The organism is Desulfofundulus sp. JL263-se (genome assembly GCF_056316025.1).
In genome coordinates this window covers 2,714,767-2,729,204 of record NZ_CM149993.1, presented here as the reverse complement: position 1 = coordinate 2,729,204, position 14,438 = coordinate 2,714,767, and the positions used below count along the sequence as shown (strand labels likewise).

Here is a 14,438-nt window from a genome sequence, read left to right as displayed (position 1 = left end):
TATTAAAAAGAGTTTGACGTAAAAGAGGAGCCGGTAATAATGACTCTTATAGCAGGGGTAGATATCGGTAACAACTCTACCGAGGTGGCACTGGCCGAGGTAGGTGCAGGCAACAGAGTAAGGTTTCTGGCCAGCGCGCTGACCCCCACCACCGGCATTAAGGGGACTGTGGAAAACATTCCCGGGATCAAGCGGGTTTTGGAAGAGGCCCTAGCCCTGGCCGGCCGCCGGTTTAGCGAAATTTCCGTGCTACGCCTTAATGAGGCCACACCGGTAATCGCGGATGTGGCCATGGAGGCTATTACCGAGACAGTAATTACAGAGTCCACCATGATTGGACATAACCCGGCTACCCCTGGCGGCAGCGGTCTTGGAATGGGCAGGACGGTGCCCGTGGACCGGGCACCATTCTGCACTTCCGGGGACCGGGTGGTAGTTGTGGTCCCTGCCAGCGTTCCCTTTAACACCGCTGCCCGGCTTATCAATGAGGCCCTGGAAAAAGGGGTGGATGTGCAGGGGGCCATTGTTCAACGGGACGACGGGGTGCTCATTCATAATCGTATTAAAAAGCCTATTCCCATTGTGGATGAAGTGCAATTTCTGGAACGGGTGCCCTTGCACATGCCCGCGGCAGTGGAAGTGGCCCCTGCGGGGGGAGTGATTCAAACCCTTTCTAACCCGTATGGTATCGCCACCGTTTTCGGACTGACGCCTGAAGAGACCCGCAACGTTGTGCCGGTGGCCCGTGCCCTGGTTGGCAACCGCTCGGCGGTGGTGATTAAAACTCCTGCCGGGGACGTGAAAGAACGTCGTATTCCGGCCGGGCGAGTGATCCTGGAAGGAGAAAATGGCCGGGCCGAGGTGGGTCTGGAAGAAGGGGCCGGGGCAATTATGGCCGCCCTGGATAAGGTGAAGCCCCTGATCGATGCTAGCGGTACACCGGGAACGAACGTAGGCGGGATGCTGGAGAAGGTGAGGCAGGTAATGGCCGACCTGGGCGGGCAGCCCAGGGAAGAGATCCGTATCCGGGATATACTGGCAGTAGATACGCTGGTGCCCCAGCGAGTGGTGGGCGGTATGGCCGGGGAGTTTTCCAACGAGAATGCTGTGGCCCTGGCGGCCATGGTACGTACCAGCCGTTTTCCCATGGAGGAAATTGCCCGCCGGCTGGAGGAGGAAGTCGGCCTGCGGGTTGAGATCGGTGGTGTAGAGGCGCAGATGGCAATTACCGGCACGCTGACTACCCCGGGCATTGACCGGCCGGTGGCCATTCTGGACCTGGGCGGCGGCTCCACCGATGCCGCCTTTATCAACCGGGAGGGTAAGTTAAGCCTTATCCATTTAGCCGGGGCGGGCGAACTGGTGACAATGCTCATCGCTTCGGAATTAGGGCTGGAAGACCGGCTGCTGGCCGAGGATATTAAGCGATATCCGCTGGCGAAAGTGGAAAGCCTGTTCCATATCCGCATGGAAGACGGAACGGTTTGTTTTTACGAGGAAGCCCTGGACCCTAAGGTTTTCGGCCGGGTGGTGGTGGTCAAGGATAAGAATCAGCTGGTTCCCATCCCTTTTGACCATTCCGTAGAAAAAATTCGCTCGGTGCGGCGCGCGGCCAAGGAACAGGTTTTTGTTACCAATGCCCTCAGGGCTTTAAGTCATGTGGCGCCGGCGGAAAACATCCGGCTTATTGATTATGTGGCCCTGGTAGGTGGCTCGGCCCTTGACTTTGAAGTGCCGCACCTGATATCCGACGCTCTAGCCCAGTACGGTATAGTGACAGGGCGGGCTAATGTCCGGGGTGCGGAAGGCCCGCGCAACGCCGTGGCTACGGGCTTGGTATTATCAGCCCTTGGTGACCGGATGGGAGGTTAAAAGGATTGACTGCTGTTTATGATAAGTGGACGGGTGAGCGGCCGGTGGTAGTGTTGATGTGCTCGGCCCGGGGGGTTCCCGGGACCCTGCGCCAGGAGATCCTGTTGGGCCTGGAGGAAGAGGGAGTACCGGTATTGGTGCGGGAGGCGGAAGGGGAGGCGGAAAATCTGGCCTTTGAGGCCGCCCGCCTTTCACCACTGGAGGTGGGTATAGGTCTGGACTCGCAGGGGAAAGCGGTGATTCAGCACCGTAAATTACACCGGTACCAGCCGCTGTTAACGGCACACCTGGGATTACGTCCGGAAGCTGCCCGGTTAGTGGGCATAAACTCGGCCCGCCTGGTAAAAGTATTACCTTTAAAGCCTATGTGATGTTGTGTTAAAGGAGATGACCGGAAATTGGCCACTGGAGCTTTGGGTTTAATTGAAACGGAAGGATTGGTAACGGCAATAGAGGCGGCTGATGCTATGGTCAAGGCTGCCAATGTTAATCTGGTAGGCTATGAATTGACCCGGGGCGGCGGCATGGTGGTGATAAAGATTCGTGGTGATGTTGGAGCGGTAAAAGCTGCAGTCAGTGCCGGGGTTGCAGCTGCTTCCCGGGTAGGAAAAGTGGTTACTTCGCTGGTCATTCCCCGCCCTCATGATGAAATGGAGACACTGATCAACAGTTCGGAAAGCAGGAGGGGTGCACCGGCCACGGTAACGTTACCCGGGTCCGGGGAAGAGTCTGCCCCGCCTGCCGGTGAGCAGGCTGGCACTCCTGTTGCGGAGGAGAGCGATAAGCCTGGGGAAGCAGGGAGGAAACAGGCGGAAACAACTTGTGAACTTGCAGTCGGAGGGCCCGGGGACGTAACTTCCGGCCAGGAAGAGGAAAAGGAGAAAAACTCCTCAGTTCCTGAACCGGAGGTTAAAAAAAAGAATGCCGGTGGGGATACAGCCGGCAAGGCTGAGGTATGCAACCTGTGCGGTGACCCGGCATGTCCGCGGCGCAAAGGAGAGCCCCACACCCTCTGCCTGCACCACGGTGGGGGTAAAAAATGAAGGAAGTAGAGGCAGGTGAAGCGGCATGGCGGTAGCACTGGAAGCGCAAAGTAATGAATTGATCCAAACACTGGCTAAGATGGTGGTCAAAGAGATCCGGCGGCAGCGCCCGCTCACGGGTAAAGGAGAATTCCTGCGGGTACCGGTTGGAGTGTCTGCCCGCCACATCCACCTCTCGGAGGAGCACGTAGAAGCTCTTTTCGGGCCCAAGTACCGGTTAACTCCCATTCGTGAACTTCAACCAGGCCAGTATGTGGCCAAGGAATGTCTTACCGTGGTGGGACCCCGCGGGGTATTGCAAAACGTGCGCGTGCTGGGACCTCCACGGGGCAAAACGCAAGTGGAAATTTCCCGTACCGATGCCTATATTTTGGGGCTGGACCCCCCGGTTCGGGATTCCGGCGACCTGGCTGGTTCGCCAGGAGGAGTGCTGGTTGGGCCCCGGCAGGCCATTAACCTGGAAGAGGGTGTAATTATGGCCTGGAGGCATATCCATATGCCTTCTGAAGTGGCCGGTCGCTGGGGGTTTAAGGACCGTGACCTGGTACGGGTGCGGACGGAGGGTGAAAGAAGGGTTATTTTTGACCGGGTTCTTATCCGGGTGTCTCCTGATTACCGTTTGGAAATGCATATCGATACCGATGAGGCTAACGCAGCCGGACTTCGCAACGGCGATCACGTGGAAGTGGTCATTGAGGGCTAGTACGGGGGGAAGTGCCGTGTATGAAGAGCAACTTGCCCGGGCTAACGAATTAATTAATCGCTTTCAATCCTGTATAGAGAACCCGCGCAGTTCCTGGGAAGGGCGCCTGAGGGTCGGAGTGGACCTGGGCACCGCCAATGTGGTAGTGGCGGTGGTTGACGAGAAAGGTGAGCCCGTAGCCGGGGCCGTTCAGCCGGCACAGGTGGTGCGCGACGGCATAGTGGTTGATTACGTGGGCGCAGTGGATATTGTGCGGCGCTTGACCGGCTCTTTGCGTAGTGTGCTGGGGGCGGAACTGGAGGTGGCGGCTACCGCTGTACCTCCCGGCACCGGCCACCGGGATACCGGCGCCACCCGCCATGTGGTGGAAAGCGCGGACCTTGAGGTCCTAAAGGTGGTAGACGAGCCCACCGCTGCAGCCACCGCCCTGGGGGTGCGCCAGGCGGCGGTGGTGGATGTCGGCGGGGGAACCACAGGTATCTCCGTCCTCAGGGGCGGCAAGGTGGTTTATACTGCCGATGAGCCCACCGGAGGTACACAATTTACCCTGGTGATCAGCGGCCATTATGGGATATCTTTTGCCGAGGCCGAAGCCATGAAACTGGATAGCGACAAACAGCCAGAACTTTTTACGTTGGTTCGTCCGGTGATGGAAAGGGTGGCGGCTATTGTGCAGCGTCACTTACGGAAATGGGAAGTTCCGGTAGTGTACCTGGTAGGCGGTGCGGTTGCTTTCTCCGGCTTCAAGGAAGTAATGCAGAAATGGCTGAATGTACCGGTGCTGTACCCTGCCAATCCCCTGCTGGTTACGCCCGTAGGAATCGCCCTTCACTGTCCGGCTGGCTAGGAGGCGAGTATAAATGTCCAATGAAGATTTGGTTCAGAAGGTTGTAGAAGAGGTTTTACGCCGTTTAAACTTCATTTCTTCATCCCCTGCTTCCACGGCTTCCCAACACAGGCGGGTGATGGTGGTAATTACCGGCGGGACCATCGGGGCACAGGCTGCCCTGAACGGGCTGGCCTGGTTGAAGGAGCAGAAAGGAACGGCGCTGCAATACATTGTTCTTTTTTCCCGGGTGGCGGCCCAAATTCACCAGCCGGAAGAAACAGCCCGAAAACTGCAGGCAGCGGAGATACTGGTGGAAGGAAAGAACGCCCGGGGGAGGGCAACTGCGGCCCTTAAGTTATGCAACCTGGTGGTGGTACCTGTACTCACCCGGGCCACCGCAGCCCGGCTGGCTTCTCTAATTCTGGACTCGGCGGCATCTGAGGTGCTGGCGGATGCCCTGATGCGCGGCCTGCCTGTAGTGGCGGCCCGGGACGCTGCCGACCCGTCTAGTGAAGGATTTGCCCGGCTGGGTATGAATAGGGGTAACCCGGCCTTGGTCGGTGCCATGACGGCAAATCTGGAGCGAATTGCCAGTTACGGGGTGAACCTGGTGCCGGCGTCCGATTTTGGCAAAGTAGTGGAACGGTGGTTGTCGGGTAAGGCCGGTCCGGAAACGTTATTGCAGCCGTTTTCGCCGGCGGCGGGGAGCGGGTACCACGAAGAGGTGCCGGTTCTACAAACAGATTCCTTTTTATCCTCCCGATCCAGCCACCGGGTTATCATCACTGGTGCAGAGCTGAACTCTCTAGTAGATCCTAATGGTGTGGTCAAAGTACCAAAAGGAGCAGTGATCACCCCCTTAGCCCAGGACATCATTCGTGATGCCGGCTGGCGGGTGGAAGAAGGTTAATTCCCCTGGGAGACAGGGTAAAGCAATTTTAAAGGAAGGCAGGGATGCAGATGATCCTGGGGCGGGTGATCGGCACGGTGGTTTCTACCCGAAAGGATGAGCGGCTCACCGGTTTTAAGCTGCTGGTGGTAAAACCTTTAAAACTGGTCGAAGAAGTGCAGACGCCGGAATTTGTGGCCGTGGACATGGTGGGGGCCGGAGTGGGGGAGATTGTACTGGTGGTAATGGGCTCCCCAGCTTCCCGCTCGGTGGATGAATCCGGCAGTTCGGTGCCGGTGGATGCCAGCATTGTAGGCATTGTGGATACGGTGGAACTTGAAGAAAGGTAGTAAGGGGGTGAGGGCCATATGCCCCGGGTTTATACCCGCTCTGGAGATCGGGGAGAAACCTCCTTGTTAGGTGGGGAGCGAGTTAGTAAAGATAGCTTGAGGGTCAGCGTTTACGGCACGGTAGATGAAGCCGGGGCGGCTATGGCATTGGGTCGATCCCTGGCCAGCTGCCCCTGGGTTCAGGAAGTGGCGGCAGGGGTGCTCAGAGACTTGATCGTTGTGGGCGCTGAACTGGCCAGTCCGGTGCCACCTGCTGAAAAAAATCGGGTGGAACGGGAGATGATAGCCCGTCTTGAGGGAAATATCGATGAAGGGTTGTCTCACCTCCCTTCATGGCGGGGTTTTGTGGTTTCCGGGGCAACTCCTTCCGAGGCGGCGTTCGACCTGGCCCGAACCATTGCCCGCCGGGCGGAGCGGCTGGCGGTGCGGCTTTCTAAGCGTGAATCCGTTCGGGAAGAGGTAATTAAATATTTAAACCGGCTCTCCGACCTGCTGTATGTACTTGCCCGGGTGGAGGCGCACGAGTACCTGGTGCAAACGGTGACGGCAAAGGTGCAGGAAAAGTTAAAGGGGGTCGAGGTTGGTATGAGCAAGGAGGTAACTTTGGAAGTGGCGCAGCATATTGCCGCGGCAGCGGAGGAGAAGGCCCGGCAAATGGGGGTGCCCGTGGTGATCGTGGTGGCCGATGGAGCGGGCAGGCCGGTACTTTTACACCGCATGGACGATGCCCTGCTGGCCAGCCTGGATATTGCTGCAGGTAAGGCCTACACCGCGGTGGCTTTAAAGATGGAGACTGCGGAACTGGCATCGCTGGCAGCTCCCGGCGGGCCCTTATACGGCATCAATACCACCAACGGCGGTAAGATCGTACCTTTCGGCGGCGGTATTCCCTTGTACCGGAATAATATCGTCGTTGGTGCCATAGGGGTGAGCGGCGGCAGCGTTGAAGAGGATATCGAGGTTGCCCGGGCCGGTGTGGAAAAGTGGCAGGAGATACAGCTCCGGTGATGTGTTTCTCTAATACTGTCGGCCTATCATATATCCGTAATAAGTGGGAGGTCTTCTATCGATGCAGGTAATTGAGGCTGATATTCACGCAATCGTAAAAAGGGTAATGGAAGAATTAGTTAATCAGTCGAAAACAGACGATGGTATACACGGTATTTTTTCAGATCTGGACGAGGCGGTGGCAACAGCCCGGCGTGCTCAGGAGAAACTGGCCTTGATGGATCTGTCCCGTAGGGAAGAGCTGGTGCGGGCCATGCGGGAGGCCGCCCTGGCCAATGCCCGGCTGCTGGCTGAGATGGCTGTACAGGAAACCGGCCGGGGCCGGGTGGAGGACAAGATTATGAAAAATACCCTGGCCGCTCAAAAAACTCCCGGCACCGAAGACCTCAAGACCACATCTTATACCGGGGATTACGGGCTGACCCTGGTGGAAATGGCACCCGTAGGGGTAATCGGTGCCATTATCCCGGTGACCAACCCGGCTGCCACTGTTATCAATAATGTCATTGGCATGATCGCAGCCGGCAATGGGGTGGTTTTCTGCCCCCATCCTTCAGCAGAAAAAACCTCTTTGAAGGCCATAGAAATTCTTCATGAGGCCATTGTCAGTTCCGGCGGTCCTTCGGGCCTGGTGGTGGGATTAAAGGCTCCTTCCATTGAAAAGGCTAACCAGTTGATGAGTCATAAGGGTATTGACATGCTGGTTGTTACCGGGGGTGGTGGAGTTGTTAAGGCTGCGCTAAGTTCCGGTAAGAAGGCCATCGGGGCCGGGGCGGGTAACCCGCCGGTACTGGTGGATCATACCGCGGACGTGGACAAAGCTGCCCGGGATATTGTCATGGGAGCCAGTTTTGATAACAACATGCCCTGCATTTGCGAAAAGGTTTTGATCGTGGTGGATGAGGTGGCCGACCGGCTTATCCGGCAAATGCAGAGGGAAGGCGCCTACCTGGTTCGGGGCCAAAAGGCTGATGAACTGACCAATCTAGCCTTCCGTTCAGACAAAGACTCAGCTGAGCACCTGCTGCTCAACCGTGACCTGGTGGGCAAGCATGCCTCTTACATCCTTAAACAAATCGGCGTGGAAGTGGGCGGAGATATTCGCTTGGCCATTATGGAGACCGGCCCGGACCATCCTTTCGTTACCCACGAGCAAATGATGCCGGTCCTGCCTATTGTCAGAGTGCGCACAGTGGAAGATGGCATCCAGCTGGGTGTACAGGTGGAAAGTAACAACCGCCACACGGCAATCATGCATTCCAAGCATATTGACTATATGACTGAGTTTGCCCGGGCAGTAAAAACCACCATCTTCGTTAAAAATGCCCCTTCTTATGCCGGCCTGGGGGCCGGGGGCGAAGGTTTTACCACTTTTACCATTGCCGGTCCCACAGGCGAGGGACTGACCTCGGCCAGAAGCTTTACCCGCCAGCGCCGGTGCGTGTTGGTTGATGCCTTCCGGATAATCTGAAAAACGGGTGGGTTACGTAATGGGCGAATGGAACAAAGAGGATATAGTTAATCGCTTGCAACAGGCCGGTGTGGTTGGTGCCGGTGGTGCGGGTTTCCCTGCCTATGTTAAGGCTTCGAGCCAGGCCGAGTGGATAATCGCCAATGCCGCGGAATGCGAGCCCCTGCTGCGGGGCAACCAGGAACTGCTCCGCCGGGCGGCGGGGGAAGTGCTCAAGGGCATACGGGTCATGCTTAATGTCACCGGCGCCCGGCGGGCGACCATTGGCATTAAAGCCAAGTATAAGGCTGCGGTAGAAGCTTTACAAGAGGTCTTGGCCGCTGATCCCGAACAGCCGGCAGTGGAGATACACTTTTTGGATGATTTCTACCCGGCCGGTGACGAGCACGTGCTGGTGCACGAGGTGACCGGCCGGACCATTCCTCCCGGAGGTATCCCGCTCGGGGTGGGGGTGGTGGTTAACAACGTGGAAACTCTGCTCAATGTGGCCCGGGCCATGGACGGCCGCCCGGTAATAGAAAAAATAGTTACGGTAACCGGCGCGGTGCGCCGACCGGTAACCCTGCGGGTGCCGGTGGGCACGGCCCTGGCAGAACTCCTGCCCCTGGCCGGCGGGCCCGCGGTAGAAGATTACGGAGTAATTGAAGGCGGCCCGATGATGGGCCGGCTGGTCACTCCGGATGCAGTGGTAACCAGGACCACGGGAGGTTTTATAATTTTGCCTTCAGACCATTCCCTGCTCCTGGAAAGGCAGAAAGGCATTGAACTGGACCTCCGGCGAACCCGGGGAATGTGCTGCCAGTGCGGTTATTGTACCGAACTCTGTCCCCGCTACCTGCTGGGCCACGGCCTGCGGCCGGACCGGAACATGGCCGGCTTGATATATACCGCCGGCGAACTGTTCCGCAAAGGGGCGGCCTGGCTGTGCTCGGAATGCGGTTTGTGCGAGGTGTTCGCCTGTCCCATGGCGCTTAGCCCCAGGCGGGTAAATGCCTGGTTAAAGCGGGAAATGGCCCGCCAGGGTATCAAGCCGCCGGGCGGTGGGTTACGGAAAATCCATCCCGGCCGGAAGTACCGGATGGTACCTACGGCCCGGCTGGTGGTCCGATTGGGCTTGAGCCGCTACGATCTGCCGGCTCCCCTTCAAGAAGAGACAGTACAGCCGCGGCAGGTACGGCTACTGTTAAAGCAACACGCAGGTGCTCCGGCTGTGCCGGTGGTCAATGTGGGAGATAAGGTAATGACCGGCCAGGTGGTGGCCGGTGTACCGGATAACGCCATGGGTGTACCCATTCACGCCAGCATCAGCGGCCGGGTGATGCAGGTGGATAAAGATGCAGTGATAATCCGGACGGAGGCAGGTGATGAACATTGACAACGGCCCTGGGGATGTTGGAATGGCGGGGCGTGGCCCGGGCGATAGTAGCCACGGATGTCCTGGTTAAATCATCGCCGGTGGAGTTGGTGCTGGCTACCCCCGTTTGTCCGGGCAAGTTTGTGGCCATTATCAAAGGGGAAATTGGTGCCGTGGGCAATGCGGTGCGGGCGGCAGAGGAGTTTGATGCGGAGAACGTGGTGGATTCGCTGGTACTGGGAACACTGCACCCGGGGGTGATCCCGGCCCTCACCGGAACGGCAGCGGTACCCGCCGGGCGGGGCGCGCTGGGCGTTATCGAAACCTTTGCTTCCACTTCGGCGGTAAAAGCAGGAGATGCGGCAGCCAAAGGCGGCCAGGTACAGTTGCTGGAGATTCGGCTGGCACGCGGTCTGGGAGGTAAATCCCTGGTACTTCTCCAGGGAGAGGTGGACGCGGTGCAGGCTGCGGTGGAACGGGCTTCTATAGCCGTGGGGCCGGGCCTGATTGTAGCCACGGAAGTCATTCCAGCCCCCCATGCAACTTTGTGGGAAAAATTGTTTTAAAAAATTTAAGGAAAAAGGATTATTGTGGTGAGAACAATGGATCAAGAAAAGTTGGTAGTGATTAATCCCGGCTCAACTTCTACTAAGATTGGTTTCTTTGTAGGCGCGGAAAAACAATGGGTGGAAAATATTTCTCACCCGGCCGGCGAGCTGTCGGCCTTTCCCCGGATTGTGGATCAGCTGCCCTACCGGCTGAAAGTGTTGCGTCAGGTGTTGAGGGATAAAGCGCTAGAGGTAAAAGATTTAACGGCCATCGTAGGGCGGGGCGGGCTTTTAAGGCCCATTCCTGGTGGGGTGTACGTGGTTGACGAAGAAATGCTCAAGGATCTGCAAGAAGAGCGGTACGGCCGGCATGCTTCTAATCTGGGAGCGCTGCTGGCCAGTGAACTTGGTAAGCCGCACGGCATTCCCTGTTATATCGTAGACCCCATCTGTGTGGATGAACTGGAGCCGGTGGCCCGGATTTCCGGCCTGCCACAGATAGAGCGGCGCAGTGTGTTTCACGCTCTTAACCAGAAGCGCCAGGCCCGGCGGGCGGCGGCAAAGCTGGGTAAAAAATATGAAGAAGTTAACCTGATTGTGGCCCATATGGGTGGTGGCATCACCGTAGGAGCTCACCGCCGGGGACGGGTAATAGATGTAAGCAACGGGGTAGATGGTGAGGGTCCCTTTACCCCCGAGCGCAGCGGGACCCTGCCTGCCGCGGATGTGGTGCGGCTGGCTTTCAGCGGCCGCTACAGCCAGGAGGAAATGTTCCGCCTGATCAACGGCAGAGGGGGCTTTATAGCTTACCTGGGAACCAACAGCGCACGGGAAGTGGAAGAGATGGCGACGGCGGGAGACGCTAAAGCTGACCTGCTTTTTTCGGCTCTTTGTTACCAAATTGCCAAGGAAATCGGGGCCTTCGCTGCAGTGCTTGCCGGGCAGGTGGACGCTATCGTACTTACCGGCGGCATGGCTTACAGCCAGCGCCTGGTGCAGGAACTTACCCGGCGGGCCGGGTTTATCGCGCCGGTATTGACCTTGCCCGGAGAGGATGAGATGGCGGCACTGGCCGAAGGGGTGCTCCGTGTGCTGCGGAATGAAGAGCCGGCCCGTGTATACGGTATAAAACAGGTTGAGGCCTTGGCTTAAGGAAGTAATTTAGACTATAGCGGCCGGTAGGTAATATTTTCAAGAAAAAAATACGGGTAATTTTATATATCACGAAGGAAAGAATTCAGAGGAGGAGACGAATAATGAGCAAAGTGATGATTGCGCCAAACAAGTATGTGCAGGGAGCCGGAGCGCTCAAGGAAATTGGAAAGCATATTGGTGCACTTGGCAGCAAGGCATTTATCACTGGTGGTAGGACAGCCTTTTCCCAAACTAAAGACATTATCAAGGCAAGTTGTGCAGAGGCAGAGATTGAATGTCACTTTGAATACTTTGGCGGTGAATGCTCCCGGGATGAAATTGAGAGGTTGAAAGGTATTGCCGGGGCCAACGGGGCTGATGTGATTGTTGGCGTCGGCGGAGGCAAAGTATTGGACGCTGCCAAAGCTGTGGCATACTACATGAAGCTTCCTGTGGTAATTGTACCTACCATAGCTGCTACAGATGCTCCCTGCAGTGCTCTTTCAGTGATTTATACTCCGGAAGGGGTTTTTGAGTCCTACCTGATACTGCCCAAGAACCCCGATGTAGTGCTGGTGGATACCCGGATAATTGCCAAGGCGCCCGTAAGGCTTTTGGTGTCCGGAATGGGAGATGCCCTGGCTACGTGGTTTGAGGCAGATGCCTGCTTCCGGGCGAACGCCGGCAATATGCCCGGTGGCAAGTCAACAGCTGCGGCCTTGAACCTGGCCCGTTTATGCTACGACATTCTTATTGAGTACGGTTTTCAGGCGAAATTAGCTGTAGAAAGAGGTGTGGTTACCCCGGCGCTGGAAAAAGTTGTTGAAGCCAACACTTTGCTGAGCGGGCTGGGCTTTGAAAGTTCCGGGCTGGCAGCAGCTCATGCTGTACACAATGGTTTGACCGTTTTGGAAGAAACTCATGATTCTTATCATGGAGAAAAGGTGGCATTGGGGACACTGGTGCAGTTGATTTTAGAAAACCGGTCAATGGATGAAATAGAGGAAGTTTTGAATTTCTGTGTAGAAGTTGGCCTGCCTGTAACTTTGGCGGAAATTGGTGTTAAAGAAATAAATGAAGATGCCATTATGTCCGTTGCTAAGGCAGCTTGCGCTGAAGGGGAAACTATTTATAATGAACCTTTTGAAATTACACCGGAAGCGGTCTACAGCGCCATTCTTGCCGCAGATGCTGTAGGTACTAATTTTAAAAAGAATTTATAGAAATAAAAGAGCCGCGGCATAGTGCCGCGGAGATAAAAATAATTCTTGAAGTTATATTAGGATAGCTCTTCACAATTAGAATAAAATACAAATCCAAGGGGGCAGTTTATGATACCATTAGCATTAAGTATTGGAATTCTTGCTGGAGTTTGGACCTATTTGTCAGCGGCCACAGGACTACTAACTTGGCCTGCGTTTGTCGGTTGGGCATTGTTTTTTGCCGCGGGTGGTGATAAAGAGTCGATTGGTAAAGTGCTGTTTCCTAATATTACAGGAGTAATATTGGGCTTAATTGCAGTAAAAGTCGCGCCGTTTTTAGGGACAGGATTTGGAATAGCCATTGCTGTAGCTGTTATCGCTTTTATTATGGTGATGATGATACCGATAAAACAATTCGCTTTTGCTCCTGCTGCTTTTGCCGGCTGCGCAGTTTTCTTCGGGGTAGATGCCCAGGTAATACCTGCTATTGTTCCAATGGTTTTAGGAGTGTTGTTAGGATATATTTCAGCAGTTTTGCCGAAATTGGTTGAAAACAAGCAAGAGTAAGCGAAACTAAATTACTAACAGTTGAAAAATGGTTGGAAGTTAAACTTTCGACCGTGTGCTGCGGAATGAAGAGCCGGCCCGTGTATACGGTATAAAACAGGTTGAGGCCTTGGCTTAAGGAAGTAATTTAGACTATAGCGGCCGGTAGGTAATATTTTTCAAGAAAAAAATACGGGTAATTTTATATATCACGAAGGAAAGAATTCAGAGGAGGAGACGAATAATGAGCAAAGTGATGATTGCGCCAAACAAGTATGTGCAGGGAGCCGGAGCGCTCAAGGAAATTGGAAAGCATATTGGTGCACTTGGCAGCAAGGCATTTATCACTGGTGGTAGGACAGCCTTTTCCCAAACTAAAGACATTATCAAGGCAAGTTGTGCAGAGGCAGAGATTGAATGTCACTTTGAATACTTTGGCGGTGAATGCTCCCGGGATGAAATTGAGAGGTTGAAAGGTATTGCCGGGGCCAACGGGGCTGATGTGATTGTTGGCGTCGGCGGAGGCAAAGTATTGGACGCTGCCAAAGCTGTGGCATACTACATGAAGCTTCCTGTGGTAATTGTACCTACCATAGCTGCTACAGATGCTCCCTGCAGTGCTCTTTCAGTGATTTATACTCCGGAAGGGGTTTTTGAGTCCTACCTGATACTGCCCAAGAACCCCGATGTAGTGCTGGTGGATACCCGGATAATTGCCAAGGCGCCCGTAAGGCTTTTGGTGTCCGGAATGGGAGATGCCCTGGCTACGTGGTTTGAGGCAGATGCCTGCTTCCGGGCGAACGCCGGCAATATGCCCGGTGGCAAGTCAACAGCTGCGGCCTTGAACCTGGCCCGTTTATGCTACGACATTCTTATTGAATACGGTTTTCAGGCGAAATTAGCTGTAGAAAGAGGTGTGGTTACCCCGGCGCTGGAAAAAGTTGTTGAAGCCAACACTTTGCTGAGCGGGCTGGGCTTTGAAAGTTCCGGGCTGGCAGCAGCTCATGCTGTACACAATGGTTTGACCGTTTTGGAAGAAACTCATGATTCTTATCATGGAGAAAAGGTGGCATTTGGGACACTGGTACAGCTTGTAATGGAGAATCGTTCCTGGGAGCAGATCAATGAAGTACTGGAATTCTGCGTATCCGTTGGCCTGCCGGTAACGTTGGCTGAGATAGGGATTAATGAGATCAAGCATGATGACATTATGAAGGTGGCAGAAGCCGCATGCGCTGAAGGTGAGACCATCTACAATGAGCACGTGCCTGTGAATCCAGAAATCGTATATGGTGCAATTTTAACGGCTGATGCCATTGGTACAGCCTTTAAGCAAAAGTAAGAAATAAATTCATTAATAATTTTAAGGGGACCATCCATCATGGTCCCTTTTTTATTGGTTCTGCGGAGGATATATTGGTTAAACGTGGAATAGGGGTTTGTGGTTGACGTATCCATTGACTGGTTTTCGTAAAAGAGAGAAAATTAA

General features: G+C 55.2%; 14 protein-coding genes and 1 pseudogene. All 15 read left to right on the top strand.

Annotated elements, in window-relative coordinates; translation table 11 throughout:
• Window positions 1–39: 39 nt before the first annotated feature.
• The 15 genes and pseudogenes from ACX4JR_RS14170 to ACX4JR_RS14100 all read left to right on the top strand — a co-directional run bounded on the left by ACX4JR_RS14170 (window position 40) and on the right by ACX4JR_RS14100 (window position 14,291).
• Window positions 40–1,872 carry a diol dehydratase reactivase subunit alpha gene (locus tag ACX4JR_RS14170; RefSeq protein ID WP_476058661.1) on the top strand — a complete coding sequence of 611 codons (1,833 nt, stop codon included), beginning with the start codon at window positions 40–42 and terminating at the stop codon, window positions 1,870–1,872.
• Between the two features lie 5 nt (window positions 1,873–1,877).
• Window positions 1,878–2,243 (top strand): glycerol dehydratase reactivase beta/small subunit family protein, encoded by a 366-nt coding sequence (locus ACX4JR_RS14165; RefSeq protein WP_476058660.1) that lies wholly within the window; start codon window positions 1,878–1,880, stop codon window positions 2,241–2,243.
• A gap of 27 nt (window positions 2,244–2,270) precedes the next feature.
• A pseudogene (locus ACX4JR_RS14160) lies at window positions 2,271–2,549 on the top strand (BMC domain-containing protein); the annotation flags it as partial.
• Between the two features lie 445 nt (window positions 2,550–2,994).
• A complete protein-coding gene (pduL, locus tag ACX4JR_RS14155) occupies window positions 2,995–3,618 on the top strand; it encodes a phosphate propanoyltransferase (RefSeq protein WP_476060577.1) in 624 nt (207 codons plus the stop codon).
• Window positions 3,619–3,634: 16 nt separating this feature from the next.
• On the top strand, window positions 3,635–4,465 hold the full coding sequence (gene eutJ, locus ACX4JR_RS14150) for an ethanolamine utilization protein EutJ (RefSeq protein ID WP_476058659.1): 831 nt from the start codon (window positions 3,635–3,637) through the stop codon (window positions 4,463–4,465).
• A 13-nt stretch (window positions 4,466–4,478) separates the two neighbouring features.
• Window positions 4,479–5,357, top strand: a complete 879-nt coding sequence (locus ACX4JR_RS14145) for a hypothetical protein (protein WP_476058658.1) — start codon at window positions 4,479–4,481, stop codon at window positions 5,355–5,357.
• 50 nt (window positions 5,358–5,407) lie between these two features.
• Window positions 5,408–5,686: a EutN/CcmL family microcompartment protein gene (locus ACX4JR_RS14140; RefSeq protein ID WP_476060576.1), complete on the top strand. Its 279-nt coding sequence runs from the start codon at window positions 5,408–5,410 to the stop codon at window positions 5,684–5,686.
• 18 nt (window positions 5,687–5,704) lie between these two features.
• On the top strand, window positions 5,705–6,694 hold the full coding sequence (locus ACX4JR_RS14135) for a cob(I)yrinic acid a,c-diamide adenosyltransferase (protein ID WP_476058657.1): 990 nt from the start codon (window positions 5,705–5,707) through the stop codon (window positions 6,692–6,694).
• Between the two features lie 61 nt (window positions 6,695–6,755).
• Window positions 6,756–8,165, top strand: a complete 1,410-nt coding sequence (locus ACX4JR_RS14130) for an aldehyde dehydrogenase family protein (RefSeq protein ID WP_476058656.1) — start codon at window positions 6,756–6,758, stop codon at window positions 8,163–8,165.
• A 19-nt stretch (window positions 8,166–8,184) separates the two neighbouring features.
• A complete protein-coding gene (locus ACX4JR_RS14125) occupies window positions 8,185–9,540 on the top strand; it encodes a 4Fe-4S dicluster domain-containing protein (protein ID WP_476058655.1) in 1,356 nt (451 codons plus the stop codon).
• Window positions 9,537–10,085: a BMC domain-containing protein gene (locus ACX4JR_RS14120; RefSeq protein ID WP_476058654.1), complete on the top strand. Its 549-nt coding sequence runs from the start codon at window positions 9,537–9,539 to the stop codon at window positions 10,083–10,085. The genes ACX4JR_RS14125 and ACX4JR_RS14120 overlap by 4 nt, the downstream gene beginning before the upstream one ends.
• Before the next feature lie 36 nt (window positions 10,086–10,121).
• Window positions 10,122–11,219: a butyrate kinase gene (gene buk, locus ACX4JR_RS14115; RefSeq protein ID WP_476058653.1), complete on the top strand. Its 1,098-nt coding sequence runs from the start codon at window positions 10,122–10,124 to the stop codon at window positions 11,217–11,219.
• 104 nt (window positions 11,220–11,323) lie between these two features.
• On the top strand, window positions 11,324–12,424 hold the full coding sequence (locus tag ACX4JR_RS14110; RefSeq protein ID WP_476058652.1) for a glycerol dehydrogenase: 1,101 nt from the start codon (window positions 11,324–11,326) through the stop codon (window positions 12,422–12,424).
• Between the two features lie 108 nt (window positions 12,425–12,532).
• Window positions 12,533–12,970, top strand: a complete 438-nt coding sequence (locus tag ACX4JR_RS14105; protein ID WP_476058651.1) for a DUF1097 domain-containing protein — start codon at window positions 12,533–12,535, stop codon at window positions 12,968–12,970.
• A 223-nt stretch (window positions 12,971–13,193) separates the two neighbouring features.
• Window positions 13,194–14,291 (top strand): glycerol dehydrogenase, encoded by a 1,098-nt coding sequence (locus tag ACX4JR_RS14100; protein ID WP_476058650.1) that lies wholly within the window; start codon window positions 13,194–13,196, stop codon window positions 14,289–14,291.
• Window positions 14,292–14,438: the final 147 nt, after the last annotated feature.